Source organism: Kosakonia pseudosacchari (assembly GCF_900184035.1).
Lineage (GTDB): Bacteria > Pseudomonadota > Gammaproteobacteria > Enterobacterales > Enterobacteriaceae > Kosakonia > Kosakonia pseudosacchari.
In genome coordinates, this window is sequence record NZ_FXWP01000010.1 from 283,154 (window position 1) to 302,370 (window position 19,217).

Annotated in this window: 16 protein-coding genes; 12 read left to right on the top strand and 4 right to left on the bottom strand. The window is 53.9% G+C overall.

Going from position 1 to position 19,217, the window contains the following annotated elements:
- Positions 1–930, top strand: coding sequence for a homoserine kinase (thrB, locus tag BN2591_RS07725; RefSeq protein WP_086870424.1), 930 nt, complete (start codon positions 1–3; stop codon positions 928–930).
- A gap of 3 nt (positions 931–933) precedes the next feature.
- Positions 934–2,220 carry a threonine synthase gene (gene thrC / locus BN2591_RS07730; RefSeq protein ID WP_086870426.1) on the top strand — a complete coding sequence of 429 codons (1,287 nt, stop codon included), beginning with the start codon at positions 934–936 and terminating at the stop codon, positions 2,218–2,220.
- 42 nt (positions 2,221–2,262) lie between these two features.
- Here the strand turns inward: thrC and yaaA are convergent, their stop codons facing one another.
- Positions 2,263–3,036 carry a peroxide stress protein YaaA gene (gene yaaA / locus BN2591_RS07735; protein ID WP_086870428.1) on the bottom strand — a complete coding sequence of 258 codons (774 nt, stop codon included), beginning with the start codon at positions 3,034–3,036 and terminating at the stop codon, positions 2,263–2,265.
- An 80-nt stretch (positions 3,037–3,116) separates the two neighbouring features.
- Positions 3,117–4,547, bottom strand: a complete 1,431-nt coding sequence (locus BN2591_RS07740; RefSeq protein ID WP_086870430.1) for an alanine/glycine:cation symporter family protein — start codon at positions 4,545–4,547, stop codon at positions 3,117–3,119.
- Between the two features lie 297 nt (positions 4,548–4,844).
- On the opposite strand from BN2591_RS07740, the gene tal reads away from it, so the two are divergent.
- The 3 genes from tal to BN2591_RS07755 all read left to right on the top strand — a co-directional run bounded on the left by tal (position 4,845) and on the right by BN2591_RS07755 (position 7,927).
- Positions 4,845–5,798: a transaldolase gene (gene tal, locus BN2591_RS07745; RefSeq protein WP_017457867.1), complete on the top strand. Its 954-nt coding sequence runs from the start codon at positions 4,845–4,847 to the stop codon at positions 5,796–5,798.
- Between the two features lie 107 nt (positions 5,799–5,905).
- On the top strand, positions 5,906–6,493 hold the full coding sequence (gene mog / locus BN2591_RS07750) for a molybdopterin adenylyltransferase (protein ID WP_086870432.1): 588 nt from the start codon (positions 5,906–5,908) through the stop codon (positions 6,491–6,493).
- Positions 6,494–6,619: 126 nt separating this feature from the next.
- Positions 6,620–7,927, top strand: a complete 1,308-nt coding sequence (locus tag BN2591_RS07755) for an MFS transporter (RefSeq protein WP_086870434.1) — start codon at positions 6,620–6,622, stop codon at positions 7,925–7,927.
- 49 nt (positions 7,928–7,976) lie between these two features.
- On the opposite strand, the gene satP is transcribed toward BN2591_RS07755, so the two are convergent.
- Positions 7,977–8,543, bottom strand: coding sequence for an acetate uptake transporter (gene satP, locus BN2591_RS07760; protein WP_086870436.1), 567 nt, complete (start codon positions 8,541–8,543; stop codon positions 7,977–7,979).
- 295 nt (positions 8,544–8,838) lie between these two features.
- Between satP and dnaK the strand changes: the two genes are divergently transcribed.
- The 4 genes from dnaK to nhaR all read left to right on the top strand — a co-directional run bounded on the left by dnaK (position 8,839) and on the right by nhaR (position 14,233).
- The gene (gene dnaK, locus BN2591_RS07765; RefSeq protein WP_086870438.1) at positions 8,839–10,752 is read left to right on the top strand and encodes a molecular chaperone DnaK; all 1,914 of its coding nucleotides are present in this window, start codon (positions 8,839–8,841) and stop codon (positions 10,750–10,752) included.
- Between the two features lie 85 nt (positions 10,753–10,837).
- Positions 10,838–11,983, top strand: a complete 1,146-nt coding sequence (gene dnaJ, locus BN2591_RS07770; protein WP_017457872.1) for a molecular chaperone DnaJ — start codon at positions 10,838–10,840, stop codon at positions 11,981–11,983.
- Between the two features lie 165 nt (positions 11,984–12,148).
- On the top strand, positions 12,149–13,312 hold the full coding sequence (nhaA, locus tag BN2591_RS07775) for a Na+/H+ antiporter NhaA (RefSeq protein ID WP_086870439.1): 1,164 nt from the start codon (positions 12,149–12,151) through the stop codon (positions 13,310–13,312).
- A gap of 21 nt (positions 13,313–13,333) precedes the next feature.
- Positions 13,334–14,233 carry a transcriptional activator NhaR gene (gene nhaR / locus BN2591_RS07780; protein WP_086870441.1) on the top strand — a complete coding sequence of 300 codons (900 nt, stop codon included), beginning with the start codon at positions 13,334–13,336 and terminating at the stop codon, positions 14,231–14,233.
- Between the two features lie 47 nt (positions 14,234–14,280).
- On the opposite strand, the gene rpsT is transcribed toward nhaR, so the two are convergent.
- A complete protein-coding gene (rpsT, locus tag BN2591_RS07785; protein ID WP_003856458.1) occupies positions 14,281–14,544 on the bottom strand; it encodes a 30S ribosomal protein S20 in 264 nt (87 codons plus the stop codon).
- Positions 14,545–14,870: 326 nt separating this feature from the next.
- Between rpsT and ribF the strand changes: the two genes are divergently transcribed.
- From ribF to lspA, 3 genes are read left to right on the top strand one after another with little or no spacing between them, the layout of a single operon-like run.
- Positions 14,871–15,812, top strand: coding sequence for a bifunctional riboflavin kinase/FAD synthetase (gene ribF, locus BN2591_RS07795; RefSeq protein ID WP_086870445.1), 942 nt, complete (start codon positions 14,871–14,873; stop codon positions 15,810–15,812).
- Between the two features lie 45 nt (positions 15,813–15,857).
- Positions 15,858–18,674 (top strand): isoleucine--tRNA ligase, encoded by a 2,817-nt coding sequence (ileS, locus tag BN2591_RS07800; protein WP_086870447.1) that lies wholly within the window; start codon positions 15,858–15,860, stop codon positions 18,672–18,674.
- Positions 18,674–19,174, top strand: a complete 501-nt coding sequence (lspA, locus tag BN2591_RS07805; RefSeq protein ID WP_086870449.1) for a signal peptidase II — start codon at positions 18,674–18,676, stop codon at positions 19,172–19,174. Before ileS ends, lspA begins: the two co-directional genes overlap by 1 nt.
- Positions 19,175–19,217 lie beyond the last annotated feature (43 nt).

Here is a 19,217-nt window from a genome sequence, read left to right on the forward strand (position 1 = left end):
ATGGTGAAGGTGTATGCTCCGGCCTCCAGTGCCAATATGAGCGTGGGTTTTGATGTGCTTGGCGCGGCGGTTACGCCCGTGGATGGTACGTTGTTGGGCGATAATGTCAGTGTGGAAACCGCCGATCATTTCAGCCTGAAGAATGTGGGCCGCTTCGCCAGTAAATTACCGACTGAGCCGAAAGAAAATATCGTTTATCAGTGCTGGGAACTGTTCTGCCAGGAGATCGGCAAGCAAGTACCCGTCGCGATGACGCTGGAAAAAAACATGCCGATCGGCTCCGGGCTTGGTTCCAGCGCGTGCTCGGTGGTCGCGGCGCTGGTAGCGATGAATGAGTTTTGCGGTAAGCCGCTGAACGAAACGCGCATGCTGGCGCTGATGGGTGAGCTGGAAGGGCGTATTTCCGGTAGTGTGCATTACGATAACGTCGCGCCTTGCTACCTCGGCGGCATGCAATTGATGATCGAGGAAAGCGGCATTATCAGCCAGCAGGTGCCAGGCTTTGATGAGTGGCTATGGGTTTTGGCATATCCAGGCATTAAAGTCTCGACAGCGGAAGCGCGCGCGATTCTGCCCGCGCAATATCGCCGTCAGGATTGCATTGCTCACGGCCGCCACCTGGCGGGCTTTATCCATGCTTGCTACAGCCGTCAGCCAGCGCTGGCAGCAAAATTGATGAAAGATGTGATTGCCGAACCGTACCGCATGAAATTGCTGCCAGGGTTTGGGGAAGCACGTAAAGCAGTGGCGGATATTGGCGCGCTGGCCTGCGGGATCTCGGGTTCCGGGCCAACGCTGTTTGCCTTGTGCGACAAGCCGGATACGGCGCAGCGCGTTGCCGACTGGCTCGGCAAACACTATCTGCAAAATCAGGAAGGCTTCGTTCATATTTGCCGGCTGGACACGGCGGGCGCTCGCGTAGTGGGATAACCAATGAAACTTTACAACTTAAAAGATCATAACGAACAGGTCAGCTTTGCGCAGGCCGTTACTCAGGGGCTTGGCAAAAATCAGGGGCTGTTCTTCCCGCACGATCTGCCGGAATTTAACCTGACCGAAGTCGATGAGATGCTGGCGCAGGATTTCGTCACCCGCAGCGCAAAAATCCTGGCGGCGTTTATTGGCGATGAAATTCCTGAGGAGCAGCTTAAAGCCCGCGTACGTGCCGCGTTTGCTTTTCCTGCGCCGGTGAAACCAGTGGAGAGCGATGTCGGCTGCCTGGAGCTTTTCCATGGGCCAACGCTGGCGTTCAAAGATTTCGGCGGGCGTTTTATGGCGCAGATGCTGAGCGCTATCAGCGGCGACAAGCCGGTGACGATTCTGACGGCAACCTCCGGTGACACGGGGGCCGCTGTGGCGCACGCCTTCTACGGAATGAAGAACGTACGTGTGGTGATCCTCTATCCGCAGGGCAAAATTAGCCCGTTGCAGGAAAAGCTGTTCTGTACGCTCGGCGGCAATATCGAAACCGTTGCTATCGACGCAGACTTCGATGCTTGCCAGGCGCTGGTGAAGCAGGCGTTCGATGACGAAGAACTCAAAGCGGCGCTTGGGCTGAACTCGGCAAACTCCATCAATATCAGCCGCCTGTTAGCGCAGATTTGTTACTACTTTGAAGCGGTTGCGCAGTTGCCACAGGAAGCACGCAACCAGCTGGTGGTTTCCGTGCCAAGCGGTAACTTCGGCGATTTGACCGCCGGTTTGCTGGCGAAGTCGCTGGGGCTGCCTATCAAGCGTTTTATCGCCGCCACCAACGCCAATGACACGGTTCCGCGTTTCCTGAAAGAGGGACAGTGGCAACCGAAAGCGACGCAAGCAACGTTATCGAACGCGATGGATGTCAGTCAGCCAAATAACTGGCCGCGTGTTGAAGAGTTGTTCCGTCGTAAGATCTGGCGCTTAAACGAGCTGGGTTATGCCGCGGTGGATGATGAAACCACGAAAACCACTATCCGCGAGCTGAAAGGCAAGGGCTACATTTCTGAACCGCATGCCGCCATCGCTTACCGTGCGCTTCGCGATCAACTGCAACCGGGCGAATATGGTTTGTTCCTCGGCACCGCGCATCCGGCGAAGTTTAAAGAGAGCGTCGAAGCGATCCTCGGTGAAACCTTGCCGCTGCCGAAAGAGCTGGCCGATCGCGCCGACTTACCTCTGCTTTCGCATCAGTTGCCTGCGGATTTCTCCGCACTGCGTCAGTTGATGATGAGCAAAGCGTGATGTCTCTGTTTCCCCTGCCTGCTGGCGGGGGAAACATAACGCTTACTGCTCGTGACGCTTAAACACCATTTCGTCCGGCGCGGACGCTTCTTCATCAAAGAAATACCCTTCGCTATCAAACCCGGCTAACTGCTCCGGTTTCGTCAACCGCTGTTCAATGATGTAGCGGCTCATTAGCCCGCGCGCTTTTTTGGCGTAGAAACTGATGACCTTAAATTTGCCGTTTTTCTCATCAAGGAACACCGGCTTGATTACTCTGGCTTTCAGTTTCTGGGTTTTGACCGAGCGGAAATATTCGTCAGAGGCCAGATTGATAACAATGTCGTCGCCCTGAGCGGCAATGACGTCGTTGAGTTTGTTGGTAATGGTATCGCCCCAGAATTGATACAGATCCTTACCCTTGGCGTTCTCCAGCCGGATACCCATCTCCAGACGATAGGGCTGCATCAGATCCAGCGGGCGCAGCACGCCGTATAATCCAGAAAGCATGCGCAGATGCTGCTGCGCAAAGTCGAAATCCGCCTCGCTGAAGGTTTCTGCCTGCAGACCGGTGTAGACATCACCTTTGAATGCCAGAATCGCCTGGCGCGCATTTTCTGGAGTGAAATCAGGCTGCCAGTCGTGAAAGCGGGTCGCGTTCAGATCGGCGAGCTTATCGCTGATACCCATCAGCGCCTTGATTTGTGGCGCAGAGAGTTTGCGGGCGGTCTTAATCAATTGCTGGGCGTGATCCAGCAGTTCCGGCTGGGTAAAGCGCGTGGTCGCCAGCGGGCTTTGGTAATCGAGCGTTTTAGCAGGTGAAATCAAAATCAGCATACTCAGTCCTTGCTGTGCGAGAAATTTCCGCTGACTTTAGCAAAAAAACTAACAGACTTGATCGATAGTTGCGATTAGCGCTACGAACGGGGGATGTCATCCCAGCTCCCCGGCGCCAGCTGGCGTTTGATCTCCGGATAGCGCTTCGGATCAAAGACAGGCATGACGCCAAGTTTACGCTGGCGCTGGTAATCACGCGCCAGCACTCTCACCACTGGCGAAAGCAGCAGGATCGCGGTCAGGTTAGTAATCGCCATCAGCGCCATCATCACATCGGCGATGTGCCAGATTAGCGGCAGGCTGAAAAACGAACCTATCAGCACCATCAGCAAAACAGCCGTGCGCAGTACCCAGATATTCCTTGCGCTATTACGGCGCAAAAAGATCAGGTTATTTTCCGCGTAGGTGTAGTTCGCCACAATCGAGGTAAACGCAAACAGCGCTACGATGACGGCAACGAAACCCGCGCCCCAGCTTCCCGTCAGCGACACCATCGCCTGCTGCATCAATTGCGTTCCGTCGATCGCGCCTGTGGCTGGCGCGGTTCCCGCGAGCAGCAGAATAAGCGCGCTGGCAGTACAGACCAGAAAGGTATCGGTCACGACGCCAATCATCTGCACAAACCCCTGGGCGACAGGATGTGGCGGCCATGATGCGGCAGTGGCGGCGGCGTTGGGGGACGATCCCATGCCCGCTTCATTCGCGAGCATGCTGCGTTGAAAACCGCTGGTGATGGCCTGGCTCAGCGTGTAAGCCATGGTTCCGGTTGCCGCTTCCTGCCAGCCAAAAGCGCTTTTAACAATGTTCACAAGAACAGCAGGCAGCAGATTGGCATGCCACAGGCTGACGCCAAAACTGACGACAATCCAGGCCAGCGCCATGACCGGCACCATCCACTGCATCAAGCGCGCAACGTTGTTAAGCCCTTTGAGCATGAATAGGAAAGCACACGCAGCAAGCACAATCCCACTGATAAACCCGGGCACGTTCCACGCATAATGCGCGGCTTGTGCCATTGCAGTGGATTGAATGGTGTTAAACACCAGGCCATAGGTCAGCAGCAAAAAAATGGAGAACAGCACGCCCATCCAGCGCATGCCCAGCCCGCGCTCCATATACCAGGCCGGACCACCGCGCAGCTGCTGATTGTCATCACGTTCTTTGTATAATTGCGCCAGCGAACATTCGGCAAAGCTAATGATCATGCCGATGATGGCGGAAACCCACATCCAGAAAATCGCCCCCGGGCCGCCGGTGGTCAGGGCAAACGCCACGCCCGCCAGGTTACCGCTGCCGAGCCTTGTCGCAAGGCTCAGACATAACGCCTGATACGACGAGAGCGCGCCAGGCTGTGCAACACGGCTGCTTTTCAGACTTTGGCCAAAATCGCGAATGAAACGGAAGGGGACAAACCGGCTACGAAAAGCAAACCAGATACCTGCCGCCGCCAGCAGATAGACCATCAATGAGCCCCAAAGTATTTCACTGATGAATGAGAAAAATTCAGGCATTAACATTCCTCTTGTTGATGCCGGGGGTTGGCCGGGGACGTGGCTACAGGCGTGTACACATCACTTTGCAGGCAATTAATTGAGTGAGTTTACCATACAATTTTCAGAGCATTGTCTGCGGTTGCGCTGGCAAGGCGTCGTGTTATCATCATGGGCAGACCGGTTACATCCCCCTAACAAGTATACTCGTCATACTTCTCGTTCAGGTGCGCTGGCCGCGTTAATGCGCCAGGCGCAGCAACGCGTCGTCGGTCTTAGCGTGGAGTATTAGGGTATCGTTTAAAGAGAAATATTATCATGACGGATAAATTGACCTCCCTGCGTCAGTACACCACAGTCGTGGCTGATACCGGAGATATCGCGGCAATGAAGCTGTACCAGCCGCAGGATGCAACAACTAACCCTTCTCTCATTCTTGGGGCTGCCCAAATCCCGGAATACCGCAAACTGATTGACGACGCCGTAACCTGGGCGCGCAGCCAGAGCAGCGATCGTGCGCAGCAGGTAGTTGACGCAACAGACCGCCTGGCGGTGAACATCGGTCTGGAAATCCTCAAACTGATCCCTGGCCGTATCTCCACTGAAGTGGATGCTCGTCTCTCTTACGACACTGACGCGTCTATCGCGAAAGCAAAACGCCTGATCAAAATGTACAACGATGCAGGTATCAGCAACGATCGTATCCTGATCAAACTGGCGTCCACCTGGCAGGGTATCCGCGCTGCGGAACAGCTGGAAAAAGAGGGTATCAACTGTAACCTGACGCTGCTGTTCTCCTTTGCGCAGGCACGTGCATGTGCTGAAGCTGGCGTGTTCCTGATCTCTCCGTTCGTTGGCCGTATTCTCGACTGGTACAAAGCCAATACCGACAAGAAAGAGTACGCACCGGCAGAAGATCCGGGCGTGGTTTCCGTCACGGAAATCTACCAGTACTACAAACAGCACGGCTATGAAACCGTGGTGATGGGCGCAAGCTTCCGTAACACTGGCGAAATCATTGAGCTGGCAGGTTGCGACCGTCTGACTATCGCTCCGGCACTGCTGAAAGAGCTGTCTGAAAGCGCGGGCACCATTGAACGTAAACTTGCTTACACCGGTGAAGTGAAAGCGCGTCCTGAGCGCATCACCGAAGCGGAATTCCTGTGGCAGCACAACCAGGATCCGATGGCGGTTGATAAACTGGCGGACGGTATCCGTAAGTTTGCCGTTGACCAGGAAAAACTGGAAAAAATGATCGGCGATCTGCTGTAATCATCAGGCGTGGCCGGGTTCCCGGTCACGCTTCTTCTCTCTGCTCTGTTTGCCTTTCCCCTCAGCGTGTATCATTTCGTTAAATTGTTTTTTTGTACGGAATGAATATGGACACACTACGCATTGGTTTAGTTTCGGTTTCCGATCGCGCCTCCAGCGGCGTTTATCAGGACAAAGGTTTGCCTGCACTGGAAGCATGGCTGGCAAGCGCCCTGACTACCCCGTTTCAGATTGAAACCCGTCTGATCCCGGATGAGCAAAGTATCATTGAGCAAACCCTGTGCGAACTGGTCGATGAAATGAGTTGCCACCTGGTGCTGACTACCGGCGGAACCGGGCCTGCGCGCCGCGATGTGACGCCGGATGCAACGCTGGCGGTGGCCGATCGCGAAATGCCAGGGTTTGGCGAGCAGATGCGACAAATCAGCCTCAATTTTGTACCAACGGCGATCCTTTCCCGTCAGGTTGGGGTGATCCGCAAGCAGGCACTGATCCTCAATTTGCCCGGTCAGCCGAAATCAATAAAAGAGACGCTGGAAGGACTAAAAGACGAAGACGGCGCAGTGAAAGTGCCGGGCATTTTTGCAAGTGTACCGTATTGTGTACAGTTACTGGATGGGCCATATGTTGAAACTGATCCGCAAGTAGTAGCATCTTTTAGACCTAAAAGCGCAAGGCGCGAAACATTATCCTAAAAAGTCGTCTTTTATGAGATAAGCACCGCCGTCTATGGAGTGTTAATTTATTTACGGTATAGTAATTTTTAATTTACATAATCCGTAATAATTAAATTAACGCTCCCTCTTTACAAACGGTTCGCTATGTCAACTTATACACGCCCTCTGAACAGACAAGACTATAAAACGCTGACGCTGGCCGCGCTGGGTGGCGCGCTGGAGTTTTACGATTTCATCATTTTTGTCTTTTTCGCCACAGTTGTTGGTGAACTCTTTTTCCCTGCGGATATCCCGGAATGGCTGCGACAGGTTCAAACCTTTGGCATTTTTGCTGCGGGTTACCTGGCGCGTCCGCTCGGCGGCATTGTGATGGCACACTTCGGCGATTTGGTCGGGCGCAAGAAGATGTTTACGCTCAGTATCCTGCTAATGGCGCTGCCCACGCTGGCAATTGGTTTGCTGCCGACTTATGCCTCGATGGGCATTGTTGCGCCGTTGCTGCTGCTGTTTATGCGCGTGCTGCAAGGCGCGGCGATTGGCGGCGAAGTGCCTGGCGCCTGGGTTTTTGTTGCGGAACATGTTCCGGCTCGCCGCATTGGCATCGCCTGCGGGACGTTGACAGCGGGGCTGACGGTAGGCATTTTGCTTGGCTCTGTAGTCGCCACGCTGGTGAACACCAGCATGACGCAGCAGGCTATTCATGATGGCGGCTGGCGTATTCCGTTCCTGTTGGGCGGGGCGTTTGGCCTGGTGGCCATGTACTTGCGTCGCTGGTTACAGGAAACGCCGATTTTCCTTGAGATGCAGCAGCGAAAGGCGTTAGCGCAGGAGTTGCCGGTCAAATCCGTGGTGCTGAAACATAAAAAAGCGGTTGTGGTTTCGATGCTGCTGACCTGGCTGTTGTCCGCCGGGATTGTGGTGGTGATCCTGATGTCGCCGGTTTGGCTGCAGAAACAGTATGGTTTCCCCCCTGCGGTAACACTGCAAGCAAACAGTATTGCTACCGTGATGCTCTGTTTGGGTTGCCTTGCTGCCGGGCTGCTGGTGGACAAATTTGGTTCCAGCCGTACCTTCATCGTTGGCAGTATTCTGCTTGCCTGTTCCAGCTGGTTTTTCTATCACCTGGTCGGCAGCCATCCTGAGCAGCTGTTTATTTTATATGGCGTGGTCGGGCTGTGCGTTGGCGTGGTGGGCGCGGTGCCTTACGTTATGGTGCGCGCCTTCCCGGCAGCGGTGCGTTTTACCGGTATTTCATTCTCTTATAATGTGTCGTATGCCATTTTCGGCGGGCTGACGCCGATTGCCGTTACTATGCTGATGGGCGTCTCGCCGATGGCTCCCGCATGGTACGTGCTGGCGCTGTCGCTGCTTGGACTGGGATTGGGGATTTTGCTGCGCCAGGATCTTCATCACCAGGATAACGTGGCTGAAGGCGCAGTACAGCAATCATAAAAAAACGGAGCCAAATGGCTCCGTTTTGTTTTATCCGTTTGCAGAGAAATTAGTGCTTCTCACCAATTGGCAACACGGTGCGTTCGAACTGCTCGTTCAGCACTTCGCCCATCGCCAGATAGATAGCGCTGGCACCACATACCAGACCGATCCAGCCTGCGACGTGAACAATGCCTTCGTTATCAGCAAGGTGACCAATTGCCAGCAGCGCGAACAGTACCGTCAGGCTCAGGAAAACGAATTGCAGCGCGCGTGCGCCTTTCAGCGTGCCGAAGAACATAAACAGTGTGAAGACGCCCCAAATGCCTAAATAAACGCCCAGGAAGTGACCGTTGGTTGCGTCTGCCAGCCCCATTTTCGGGAACAGCAGAATCGCCACCAGCGTCAACCAGAAAGAGCCATAAGAGGTGAATGCAGTTAAGCCGAAAGTGTTGCCTTTTTTATACTCAAGCAGGCCGGCAAAAATTTGTGCGATACCGCCATAGAAAATGCCCATCGCCAGGATAATGACATCCATCGGGAACAGACCAATATTGTGCAGGTTAAGCAGAATAGTGGTCATGCCGAAGCCCATTAAGCCCAGCGGAGCCGGATTAGCCAACTTAGTGTTGCCCATAATTCCTCAAAATAAATCAATATGAAAAGGGAAAATGAAAGCCCCGCGTCAGTCTTGAGGAGGCGGGGCGCGGCATCATAAATAGCGGCAATGCACCTGTCTATGATCTGAACAGGTGTAAATTAAAAAATTTTTTATCGCTCCCCCTTGATGCGCGAGCTTGCGACCCCATCTTGTAGTCAACCGCAGTGTGTGAACCTGAAAAAAAACAATACAGGGTAGTTGAAACCGCACGTTTCGCCCTTATTACAGGTTCACAACCACATGATGACGAATTTTTAGTGGAGACGTTTAGATGGGTAAAATTATTGGTATCGACCTTGGGACAACCAACTCTTGTGTAGCCATTATGGATGGCGCTCAGGCTCGTGTGCTGGAGAACGCCGAAGGCGATCGCACCACGCCTTCTATTATCGCTTATACACAGGATGGCGAAACTCTGGTAGGTCAGCCGGCTAAACGTCAGGCAGTGACGAACCCGCAAAACACCTTGTTTGCGATCAAACGCCTGATTGGCCGTCGCTTCCAGGACGAGGAAGTCCAGCGTGACGAAGCTATTATGCCGTACAAAATCATCGCAGCCGACAATGGCGATGCGTGGATTGATGTAAAAGGCACCAAAATGGCGCCGCCGCAAATCTCTGCGGAAGTGCTGAAAAAAATGAAGAAAACCGCTGAAGATTACCTGGGTGAACCCGTAACTGAAGCTGTTATCACCGTTCCGGCTTACTTTAACGATGCGCAGCGTCAGGCCACCAAAGACGCCGGCCGTATCGCAGGCCTGGAAGTTAAACGTATTATCAACGAACCGACGGCGGCAGCGCTGGCCTACGGCCTGGATAAAGAAACTGGCAACCGTACTATCGCGGTATATGACCTGGGTGGCGGTACTTTCGATATCTCTATCATCGAAATCGACGAAGTTGATGGCGAAAAAACCTTCGAAGTTCTGGCAACCAACGGTGATACCCACCTGGGTGGTGAAGACTTCGACAGCCGACTGATCAACTACCTGGTAGAAGAGTTCAAGAAAGATCAGGGTATCGATCTGCGTAACGATCCGCTGGCAATGCAGCGTCTGAAAGAAGCGGCAGAAAAAGCGAAAATTGAGCTCTCTTCCGCGCAGCAGACTGACGTGAACCTGCCGTATATCACTGCAGATGCGACTGGTCCGAAACACATGAACATCAAAGTGACTCGCGCGAAACTGGAAAGCCTGGTTGAAGATCTGGTTAACCGTTCCATCGAGCCGCTGAAAGTTGCACTGCAGGATGCGGGTCTGTCCGTATCTGACATCAACGACGTGATCCTGGTCGGTGGCCAGACGCGTATGCCGATGGTGCAGAAAAAAGTGGCCGAGTTCTTCGGTAAAGAGCCGCGTAAAGACGTTAACCCGGACGAAGCCGTTGCTATCGGTGCTGCGGTGCAGGGCGGTGTTCTGACTGGTGAAGTGAAAGACGTTCTGCTGCTGGACGTTACCCCGCTGTCGCTGGGTATCGAAACCATGGGCGGCGTAATGACTGCGCTGATCAACAAAAACACCACTATCCCGACCAAGCACAGCCAGGTGTTCTCTACTGCGGAAGACAACCAGTCTGCGGTAACCATCCATGTGCTGCAGGGTGAGCGTAAACGTGCATCCGATAACAAATCGCTGGGCCAGTTCAACCTTGATGGTATCAACCCGGCACCGCGCGGCATGCCGCAGATCGAAGTGACCTTTGATATCGATGCTGACGGTATCCTGCATGTTTCTGCGAAAGACAAAAACAGCGGTAAAGAGCAGAAGATCACCATTAAGGCTTCTTCTGGTCTGAACGAGGACGAAATCCAGAAAATGGTACGCGATGCTGAAGCAAACGCTGAAGCTGACCGTAAATTTGAAGAACTGGTGCAGACCCGTAACCAGGCCGATCATCTGCTGCACAGCACCCGTAAGCAGGTTGAAGAAGCCGGCGACAAACTGCCAGCTGAAGATAAAACGGCTATCGACGCTGCGCTGAGCGAGCTGGAAACTGCGCTGAAAGGCGAAGACAAAGCGGATATCGAAGCGAAAATGCAGGCGCTGGCGCAGGCTTCCCAGAAACTGCTGGAAATCGCGCAGCAACAGCACGCGCAGCAGCAGGCGGGCGCTGATGCTTCCGCGAACAACGCGAAAGACGACGATGTTGTTGACGCCGAGTTTGAAGAAGTAAAAGACAAAAAATAATCGCCCTGATGCAGGGTAGATAACCAGCACGGGCGTCGGGGTTTTCTCCACGCCCGTGCTCGTATGTTAAGGGGCAGATAAACCGATGGCGAAGCAAGATTATTACGAGATTTTAGGCGTTCCGAAAACAGCGGAAGAGCGTGAAATCAAAAAGGCGTACAAACGCCTGGCCATGAAATATCACCCGGACCGCAATCAGGGCGATAAAGAGGCCGAAGCCAAATTCAAAGAAATTAAAGAAGCCTACGAAGTCCTGACTGATGCCCAAAAACGTGCGGCTTACGATCAGTACGGCCATGCGGCATTTGAACAAGGCGGCATGGGCGGTGGTGGGTTCGGCGGCGGCGGTTTTGGCGGCGGCGCGGACTTCAGCGATATTTTCGGCGATGTGTTTGGCGATATCTTTGGTGGTGGCCGTGGTCGGCAGCGTGCGGCGCGCGGCGCGGATTTGCGCTACAACATGGATTTGACGCTGGAAGAAGCGGTTCGTGGCGTCACGAAAGAGATCCGCATTCCTACGCTTGAAGAGTGCGATGTGTGCCACGGCAGTGGCGCAAAAGCGGGTACGCAGCCGCAGACTTGTCCGACCTGTCACGGTTCTGGCCAGGTGCAGATGCGCCAGGGCTTCTTTGCCGTACAGCAGACCTGTCCGCACTGTCAGGGCCGCGGTACGCTGATTAAAGATCCGTGCAACAAATGTCACGGTCACGGTCGCGTCGAAAAATCCAAAACCTTGTCCGTTAAAATCCCGGCAGGCGTGGATACCGGCGATCGCATCCGTTTAAGCGGTGAAGGCGAAGCGGGTGAGCACGGTGCACCGGCAGGCGATCTGTACGTTCAGGTACAGGTGAAACAGCATCCGATCTTTGAACGTGAAGGTAACAACTTGTACTGCGAAGTGCCGATCAACTTTGCCATGGCGGCGCTGGGCGGTGAAATCGAAGTGCCGACGCTGGATGGTCGCGTGAAGCTGAAAGTACCGACCGAAACCCAGACGGGCAAACTGTTCCGTATGCGCGGCAAAGGGGTGAAATCCGTTCGCGGCGGCGCACAGGGCGATTTGCTGTGTCGCGTGGTAGTAGAAACGCCGGTCGGCCTGAACGACAAACAGAAACAGTTACTCAAAGATTTGCAGGATAGCTTTGGTGGTCCGACAGGCGAAAATAACAGCCCGCGTTCCAAAAGCTTCTTCGATGGCGTGAAGAAATTCTTTGACGATTTAACTCGTTAATTCTTCTTCATGACGTGTGATCAGGCCCGGCTTCTGCCGGGCTTTTTTTATCAGTGTTTTAATTGCTCGGAAAAAGAGAGTTTATCCGCAATAATAATCTGTTTTTGTCGAGGATTAGAGCGGAGTAAGATAGCCGCCACGACGTTACAGGGATCGGAGAACAAGATGAAATTATTGCAACGCTTCTTTAGCAGCGATGCCTCGGGCGGCATTGTACTGATCATCGCGGCGGCACTGGCGATGCTGTGCGCCAACCTCGGTGCTACGCAGGATTTATACAGCTCTTTTCTGCAAACGCCCGTTGAGCTGAAAGTCGGCTCGCTGGAGATCAAAAAAGACATGCTGTTATGGATCAACGATGCGTTGATGGCAGTCTTTTTCTTAATGGTCGGTCTGGAAGTGAAATATGAACTGGTTCAGGGCACGCTCGCCAGCCGCCAGCAGGCCGTCTTTCCGGTTATCGCGGCGCTTGGCGGCATGGTCGCTCCGGCGCTGATCTTTTTGCTGTTCAATCACGATAATCCCCTGGCGAGCCATGGTTGGGCCATTCCCACGGCGACCGATATCGCCTTTGCGCTCGGGGTGCTGGCGTTGTTGGGCAACCGGGTTCCGCCTGTGTTGAAAGTGTTTTTGATGGCGCTGGCGATCATTGATGATCTGGGCGCGATTATTATTATCGCGTTGTTCTATACCAGCGACCTCTCAACGCTGGCACTGAGTGTTGCCGCCGGCGCGATTGTTGTGCTTGCTATCATGAATGCGTTGAATATTCGGCGCATTGGTCTTTACATGCTGGTCGGCGTTGTATTGTGGACAGCGGTGCTTAAATCCGGTGTGCATGCGACGCTCGCGGGTGTGGTAGTCGGTTTCTTTGTCCCACTCCGTGAAGAAAAGGGCGTCTCGCCGTTACATCAGCTGGTGGATGCGATTAACCCGTGGGTTGGCTGGCTGATCCTGCCGTTGTTCGCGTTTGCGAACGCGGGTGTCTCATTACATGGCATGTCCCTGGCCGGGCTTGGCGATATTTTGCCATTGGGTATTATCGCCGGTCTGGTGATTGGCAAACCGCTGGGGATCTCGCTGTTTTGCTGGCTTGCTCTGCGTTTGAAACTGGCGAGATTGCCGCAGGGCGCGGTGTTCAAACAAATTATGGCGGTCGGCGTGCTGTGCGGTATCGGCTTTACCATGTCGATATTTATCTCCTCGCTGGCTTTTGGCGACGCGCATGCGGATATGGTTGCCTGGAGTAAGCTTGGGATCCTGACGGGCTCTATTATTTCGGCGGTAACAGGTTATTGTCTGCTGCGCACACGTATTATCCGTGCCTGACGGCGAGCAGGGCAAAGGACGATGTCGTACATCAATTACAACCATCTTTATTATTTCTGGCATGTCTATCGGGAAGGCTCCGTCGTTGGCGCGGCGGAGGCGCTCTTTCTGACGCCGCAAACCATCACCGGGCAGATCAAAGCGCTTGAAGATCGCTTACAGGGCAAGCTTTTTAAGCGTAAAGGAAGAGGGCTGGAACCTACCGAGCTGGGCGCGCTGGTTTTCCGCTACGCCGACAAAATGTTTACTCTGAGCCAGGAGATGCTCGACATCATTAACTACCGCAAAGAGTCGAACCTGCTGTTTGATGTTGGCATCGCCGATGCGCTCTCGAAAAAACTGGTAAGCGGTATTCTCGATGCGGTTGTGCAGGAGGGGGAGCAGATTCACTTGCGCTGCTTTGAATCCACCCATGAACTGCTACTGGAACAGTTGAGCCAGCATCAGCTTGATATGATTATCTCTGACTGCCCTATCGATTCCACGCAGCAGGAAGGGCTGTTCTCGGTAAAAATTGGCGAGTGCAGCGTCAGTTTCTGGTGCAGCGATTCATCGCTCAAAAAACCGTTTCCGGCTTGCCTGGAAGAACGACGCCTGTTGATACCCGGCCGTCGTTCAATGCTTGGTCGTAAGCTACTGAACTGGTTTAACGCGCAGGGATTGCAGGTGGAAATATTGGGTGAGTTTGATGATGCGGCGCTGATGAAAGCCTTTGGTGCGGCGCATAACGCCATTTTTGTTGCACCGACGTTATATGCGGATGACTTCTATGCTGACGATCGCATGGTAGAAATCGGTCGGGTGGAAAACGTGATGGAGGAGTACCACGCCATTTTCGCAGAACGGATGATCCAGCATCCGGCGGTACAGCGTATCTGTAATCGGGATTACGCCGCGCTTTTTACACCCGCGCAGAAATAAAAAAACCCGCCGAAGCGGGTTTTTTCACAAAGCCAACAACGTAGCGATTAAGCCAGTTTGTTGATCTGCGCGGTCAGGTTAGCCTTATGGCGCGCTGCTTTGTTTTTGTGGATCAGACCTTTAGCGGCCTGACGATCCACGATCGGTTGCATTTCGTTAAATGCGTTCTGCGCAGCGGCTTTGTCGCCAGCTTCAATTGCTGCGTATACTTTCTTGATGAAAGTACGCATCATTGAACGGCGGCTAGCGTTGTGCTTGCGAGCCTTTTCAGACTGAACGGCGCGCTTCTTAGCTGATTTGATATTAGCCAAGGTCCAACTCCCAAATATGATCTATATGGACAATTCAAAGGCCGGGGAATATGCCCTTTTCGCCTTCTTTTGTCAATGGATTTGTGCAAATAAGCGCCGTTAAAGTACAACGCTCGTTACGTATTGATGGCGCAGGATTCTAACAGCTTGCGTGTCGCGAATACAGCTTTTCCGCCAGAAAAATCGTTATCTAAGGCAGATTTTCATGGCACAGGTAGACAGCCCGATGAAATCCTTCCCCTTTCTGCGTTGTTAAGGCAATCGTCGGTTAACGTCGCCCGCTGTACAAGGTATAATCCGACGATTTTCACTGTTTTGAGCCAGACATGAAGCTGATACGCGGCATACATAATCTCAGCCAGGCACCGCATGGGTGTGTGCTGACTATTGGTAATTTCGATGGTGTGCATCGTGGCCATCAGGCGCTATTGCAAGGGCTTGGCGCCGAAGGGCGCGCCCGTGGCCTGCCGGTGGTCGTGATGATTTTTGAGCCGCAGCCGCTGGAGTTGTTCGCCGGGGAAAAAGCCCCTGCGCGATTGACCCGCTTGCATGAAAAGCTGCGCTTGCTGGCCGATTGCGGCGTGGACTACGTGCTCTGCGTGCGCTTTGATCGCCGTTTTGCGGCGCTCACTGCACAAACGTTTGTCAGCGATTTGCTGGTTGAACGACTTGGTGTGAAATTCCTCGCCGTCGGCGACGATTTCCGTTTTGGCGCTGGTCGCCAGGGGGATTTCTTGTTATTACAGAAGGCCGGTGAAAAGTACGGTTTCAGCGTCACCAGTACGCAAACCTTCTGCCAGGGCGGCGTACGTGTGAGCAGCACGGCAGTACGGCAAGCGCTGGCGGAAGATAACCTGGAACTGGCTGCAAATTTACTGGGGCACCCCTTTACCATTTCCGGGCGCGTTGTGCACGGCGATGAACTGGGGCGCACCATTGGTTTCCCGACGGCGAATTTACCGCTGCGCCGTCAGGTCTCCCCGGTCAAAGGGGTGTATGCGGTCGAAGTGGCTGGACTGGGCGATACTGTCCTTCCCGGCGTTGCCAATATTGGTACTCGCCCAACCGTCGCGGGTGTGCGCCAGCAACTGGAAGTGCATTTGCTTGACGTTGTAATGGATCTCTACGGACGCCATATAGATGTAGTACTGCGTAAAAAATTACGTAATGAACAGCGATTTGCCTCGCTTGACGAACTGAAAGCGCAAATCGCCCGAGATGAGGTAGCGGCCCGCGACTTTTTTGGGCTATCTAAACCGGCTTCTTAAGGCCTGGTGGTATTAATCAAACCGAAATACGGAACCGAGAATCTGATGAGTGACTATAAATCTACCCTGAATTTGCCGGAAACAGGGTTCCCGATGCGTGGCGATCTCGCCAAGCGCGAACCGGGAATGCTGGCGCGTTGGACTGATGATGACCTGTACGGCATCATCCGTGCGGCGAAAAAAGGCAAAAAAACCTTCATTCTGCATGATGGCCCTCCATATGCGAATGGCAGCATTCATATTGGTCACTCGGTTAACAAAATTCTCAAAGACATTATTGTGAAGTCCAAAGGACTCGCAGGATTTGACTCGCCTTATGTTCCGGGATGGGATTGCCACGGTCTGCCGATCGAGCTGAAAGTGGAGCAGGAATATGGCAAACCGGGGGAGAAGTTTACCGCCGCCGAATTCCGCGCTAAATGCCGTGAGTACGCCGCCACACAGGTTGATGGCCAGCGTAAAGACTTTATCCGCCTCGGTGTATTAGGCGACTGGTCGCACCCTTACCTGACCATGGATTTCAAAACCGAAGCCAATATCATTCGCGCGCTCGGTAAAATCATCGGTAACGGCCATTTGCTGAAAGGTGCCAAACCGGTGCACTGGTGCGTCGACTGCCGCTCTGCACTGGCAGAAGCGGAAGTGGAGTACTACGACAAAACGTCTCCGTCTATTGACGTCGCGTTCCACGCGGTCGACCAGAACGCAGTAAAAGCTAAATTTGGTGCGTCTAACGTTAATGGCCCAATTTCGCTGGTTATCTGGACCACCACGCCATGGACGCTGCCTGCGAACCGCGCAATTTCTCTTTCTCCGGAATTTGAGTATGCGCTGGTGCAGATTGACGGACAGGCGCTGATCCTGGCGAAAGATCTGGTCGATAGCGTGATGAAACGCATCGGCGTTGCTGATTATTCGGTGCTGGGTACGGTAAAAGGTTCCGAACTGGAGCTGACGCGCTTTAAACACCCGTTCCTCGACTTCGACGTTCCGGCGATCCTCGGCGATCACGTTACGCTGGAAGCCGGTACCGGCGCGGTGCATACCGCAGGCGGCCACGGCCCGGATGACTACACCATTAGCCTGAAATACAGCCTGGAAATCGCCAACCCGGTTGGCCCGGATGGTACCTATCTGCCAGGAACTTATCCGACGCTGGATGGCGTTAACGTCTTTAAAGCGAACGATTTGATCGTGGCGCTGCTGACAGAAAAAGGTGCGCTGCTGCACGTGGAAAAAATGCAGCATAGCTACCCGTGCTGCTGGCGTCACAAGTCGCCGATCATCTTCCGCGCGACGCCGCAGTGGTTCGTTAGCATGGATCAGAAAGGGCTGCGCGCGCAGTCGCTGAGTGAAATCAAAGGCGTGCAGTGGATCCCGGACTGGGGCCAGGCGCGTATCGAATCGATGGTTGCTAACCGCCCGGACTGGTGTATTTCTCGTCAGCGCACCTGGGGTGTGCCGATGTCTCTATTCGTACATAAAGACACCGAAGAGCTGCATCCGCGCACGCTGGAATTGATTGAAGCCGTTGCCAAACGCGTTGAAGTTGACGGTATTCAGGCATGGTGGGATCTCGACCCGCGCGACATCATGGGCGACGATGCCGATAACTATGTCAAAGTGCCGGATACGCTGGACGTCTGGTTTGACTCCGGTTCAACCCACGCCTCTGTTGTTGATGTGCGCCCGGAATTCGTCGGTCATGCAGCCGATATGTATCTGGAAGGTTCAGATCAGCATCGCGGCTGGTTTATGTCCTCGCTGATGATCTCCACGGCGATGAAAGGCAAAGCGCCGTACCGCCAGGTGTTAACGCACGGCTTCACCGTTGATGGTCAGGGACGCAAAATGTCCAAATCCATCGGCAACACCGTTTCACCGCAGGACGTGATGAACAAACTCGGCGCGGATATTCTGCGTCTGTGGGTCGCATCTACCGACTACACCGGTGAGATGGCGGTTTCCGACGAGATCCTCAAACGTGCCGCCGACAGCTATCGCCGTATCCGTAACACCGCTCGCTTCCTGCTGGCGAACCTGAACGGTTTCGATCCGGCAAAAGATATGGTGAAACCGGAAGAGATGGTGGTGCTGGATCGCTGGGCGGTGGGTTGCGCGAAAGCGGCACAGGAAGACATCGTTAAAGCCTACGAATCCTATGACTTCCATGAAGTAGTGCAGCGCCTCATGCGCTTCTGCTCTATCGAAATGGGTTCGTTCTATCTCGATATCATCAAAGACCGTCAGTACACCGCGAAAGCGGACAGTGTGGCACGTCGTAGCTGCCAGACCGCGCTGTATCACATCTGTGAAGCGCTGGTGCGCTGGATGGCACCGATCATGTCCTTCACCGCCGATGAGATCTGGGGTTATCTGCCCGGTTCCCGCGAGAAATATGTGTTTACCGGTGAATGGTATGAAGGTCTGTTCGGCCTGGCTGACAGCGAAGCGATGAACGATGCCTTCTGGGACGAGCTGCTGAAAGTACGTGGCGAAGTGAACAAAGTTATTGAGCAGGCACGCGCCGACAAAAAAGTCGGTGGTTCGTTGGAAGCGGCGGTGACGCTCTTTGCCGAGCCGGAACTGGCAGCGAAGCTGACTGCGCTGGGTGAGGAATTGCGATTTGTCCTGTTGACCTCCGGCGCGAAAGTTGCGGATTATGCCAGCGCTTCTGCGGATGCACAGCAGAGCGAGCTGCTCAAAGGGCTGAAAGTCGCATTGAGCAAAGCCGAAGGTGAGAAATGCCCGCGCTGCTGGCATTACACCACCGATGTCGGTCAGGTGGCGGAACACGCAGATATTTGCGGACGCTGTGTAAGCAACGTCGCCGGTGACGGCGAAAAACGTAAGTTTGCCTGATGAGTAAATCGATCTCTTCAACAGGGCTGCGCTGGCTGTGGCTGGTGGTGGTCGTGCTGATTATCGATCTGGGCAGCAAATACCTGATCCTCCAGAACTTTGCTCTGGGGGATACGGTATCGCTGTTCCCGTCGCTTAATTTGCACTACGCGCGTAATTATGGCGCGGCATTCAGTTTTCTGGCGGACAGCGGCGGCTGGCAGCGCTGGTTCTTCGCGGGTATCGCTATCGGTATCTGCGTGGTGCTGGCGGTGCTGATGTATCGCGCTAAGGCCTCGCAAAAACTGAACAATATCGCCTATGCGCTGATCATTGGCGGCGCGCTGGGTAATTTGTTTGATCGCCTGTGGCATGGTTTTGTCGTCGATATGATCGATTTTTATATGGGCGACTGGCATTTTGCTACCTTTAACCTTGCCGATACCGCAATTTGTATTGGCGCGGCGCTGATTGTGCTGGAAGGTTTCCTGCCCTCAACGGCCGCGAAGAAACAAGCATAAGCAAACCGCTTTGTAGGCCCGGTTAGCCAATGGCTGCCGGGCA

Excerpts from the sequence above, each read along its gene's own strand:
- thrB (WP_086870424.1), top strand. The coding sequence starts at position 1 with ATGGTGAAGGTGTATGCTCCGGCCTCCAGTGCCAATATGAGCGTGGGT.
- thrC (WP_086870426.1), top strand. The coding sequence starts at position 934 with ATGAAACTTTACAACTTAAAAGATCATAACGAACAGGTCAGCTTTGCG.
- yaaA (WP_086870428.1), bottom strand. The coding sequence starts at position 3,036 with ATGCTGATTTTGATTTCACCTGCTAAAACGCTCGATTACCAAAGCCCG.
- BN2591_RS07740 (WP_086870430.1), bottom strand. The coding sequence starts at position 4,547 with ATGCCTGAATTTTTCTCATTCATCAGTGAAATACTTTGGGGCTCATTG.
- tal (WP_017457867.1), top strand. The coding sequence starts at position 4,845 with ATGACGGATAAATTGACCTCCCTGCGTCAGTACACCACAGTCGTGGCT.
- mog (WP_086870432.1), top strand. The coding sequence starts at position 5,906 with ATGGACACACTACGCATTGGTTTAGTTTCGGTTTCCGATCGCGCCTCC.
- BN2591_RS07755 (WP_086870434.1), top strand. The coding sequence starts at position 6,620 with ATGTCAACTTATACACGCCCTCTGAACAGACAAGACTATAAAACGCTG.
- satP (WP_086870436.1), bottom strand. The coding sequence starts at position 8,543 with ATGGGCAACACTAAGTTGGCTAATCCGGCTCCGCTGGGCTTAATGGGC.
- dnaK (WP_086870438.1), top strand. The coding sequence starts at position 8,839 with ATGGGTAAAATTATTGGTATCGACCTTGGGACAACCAACTCTTGTGTA.
- dnaJ (WP_017457872.1), top strand. The coding sequence starts at position 10,838 with ATGGCGAAGCAAGATTATTACGAGATTTTAGGCGTTCCGAAAACAGCG.
- nhaA (WP_086870439.1), top strand. The coding sequence starts at position 12,149 with ATGAAATTATTGCAACGCTTCTTTAGCAGCGATGCCTCGGGCGGCATT.
- nhaR (WP_086870441.1), top strand. The coding sequence starts at position 13,334 with ATGTCGTACATCAATTACAACCATCTTTATTATTTCTGGCATGTCTAT.
- ribF (WP_086870445.1), top strand. The coding sequence starts at position 14,871 with ATGAAGCTGATACGCGGCATACATAATCTCAGCCAGGCACCGCATGGG.
- ileS (WP_086870447.1), top strand. The coding sequence starts at position 15,858 with ATGAGTGACTATAAATCTACCCTGAATTTGCCGGAAACAGGGTTCCCG.
- lspA (WP_086870449.1), top strand. The coding sequence starts at position 18,674 with ATGAGTAAATCGATCTCTTCAACAGGGCTGCGCTGGCTGTGGCTGGTG.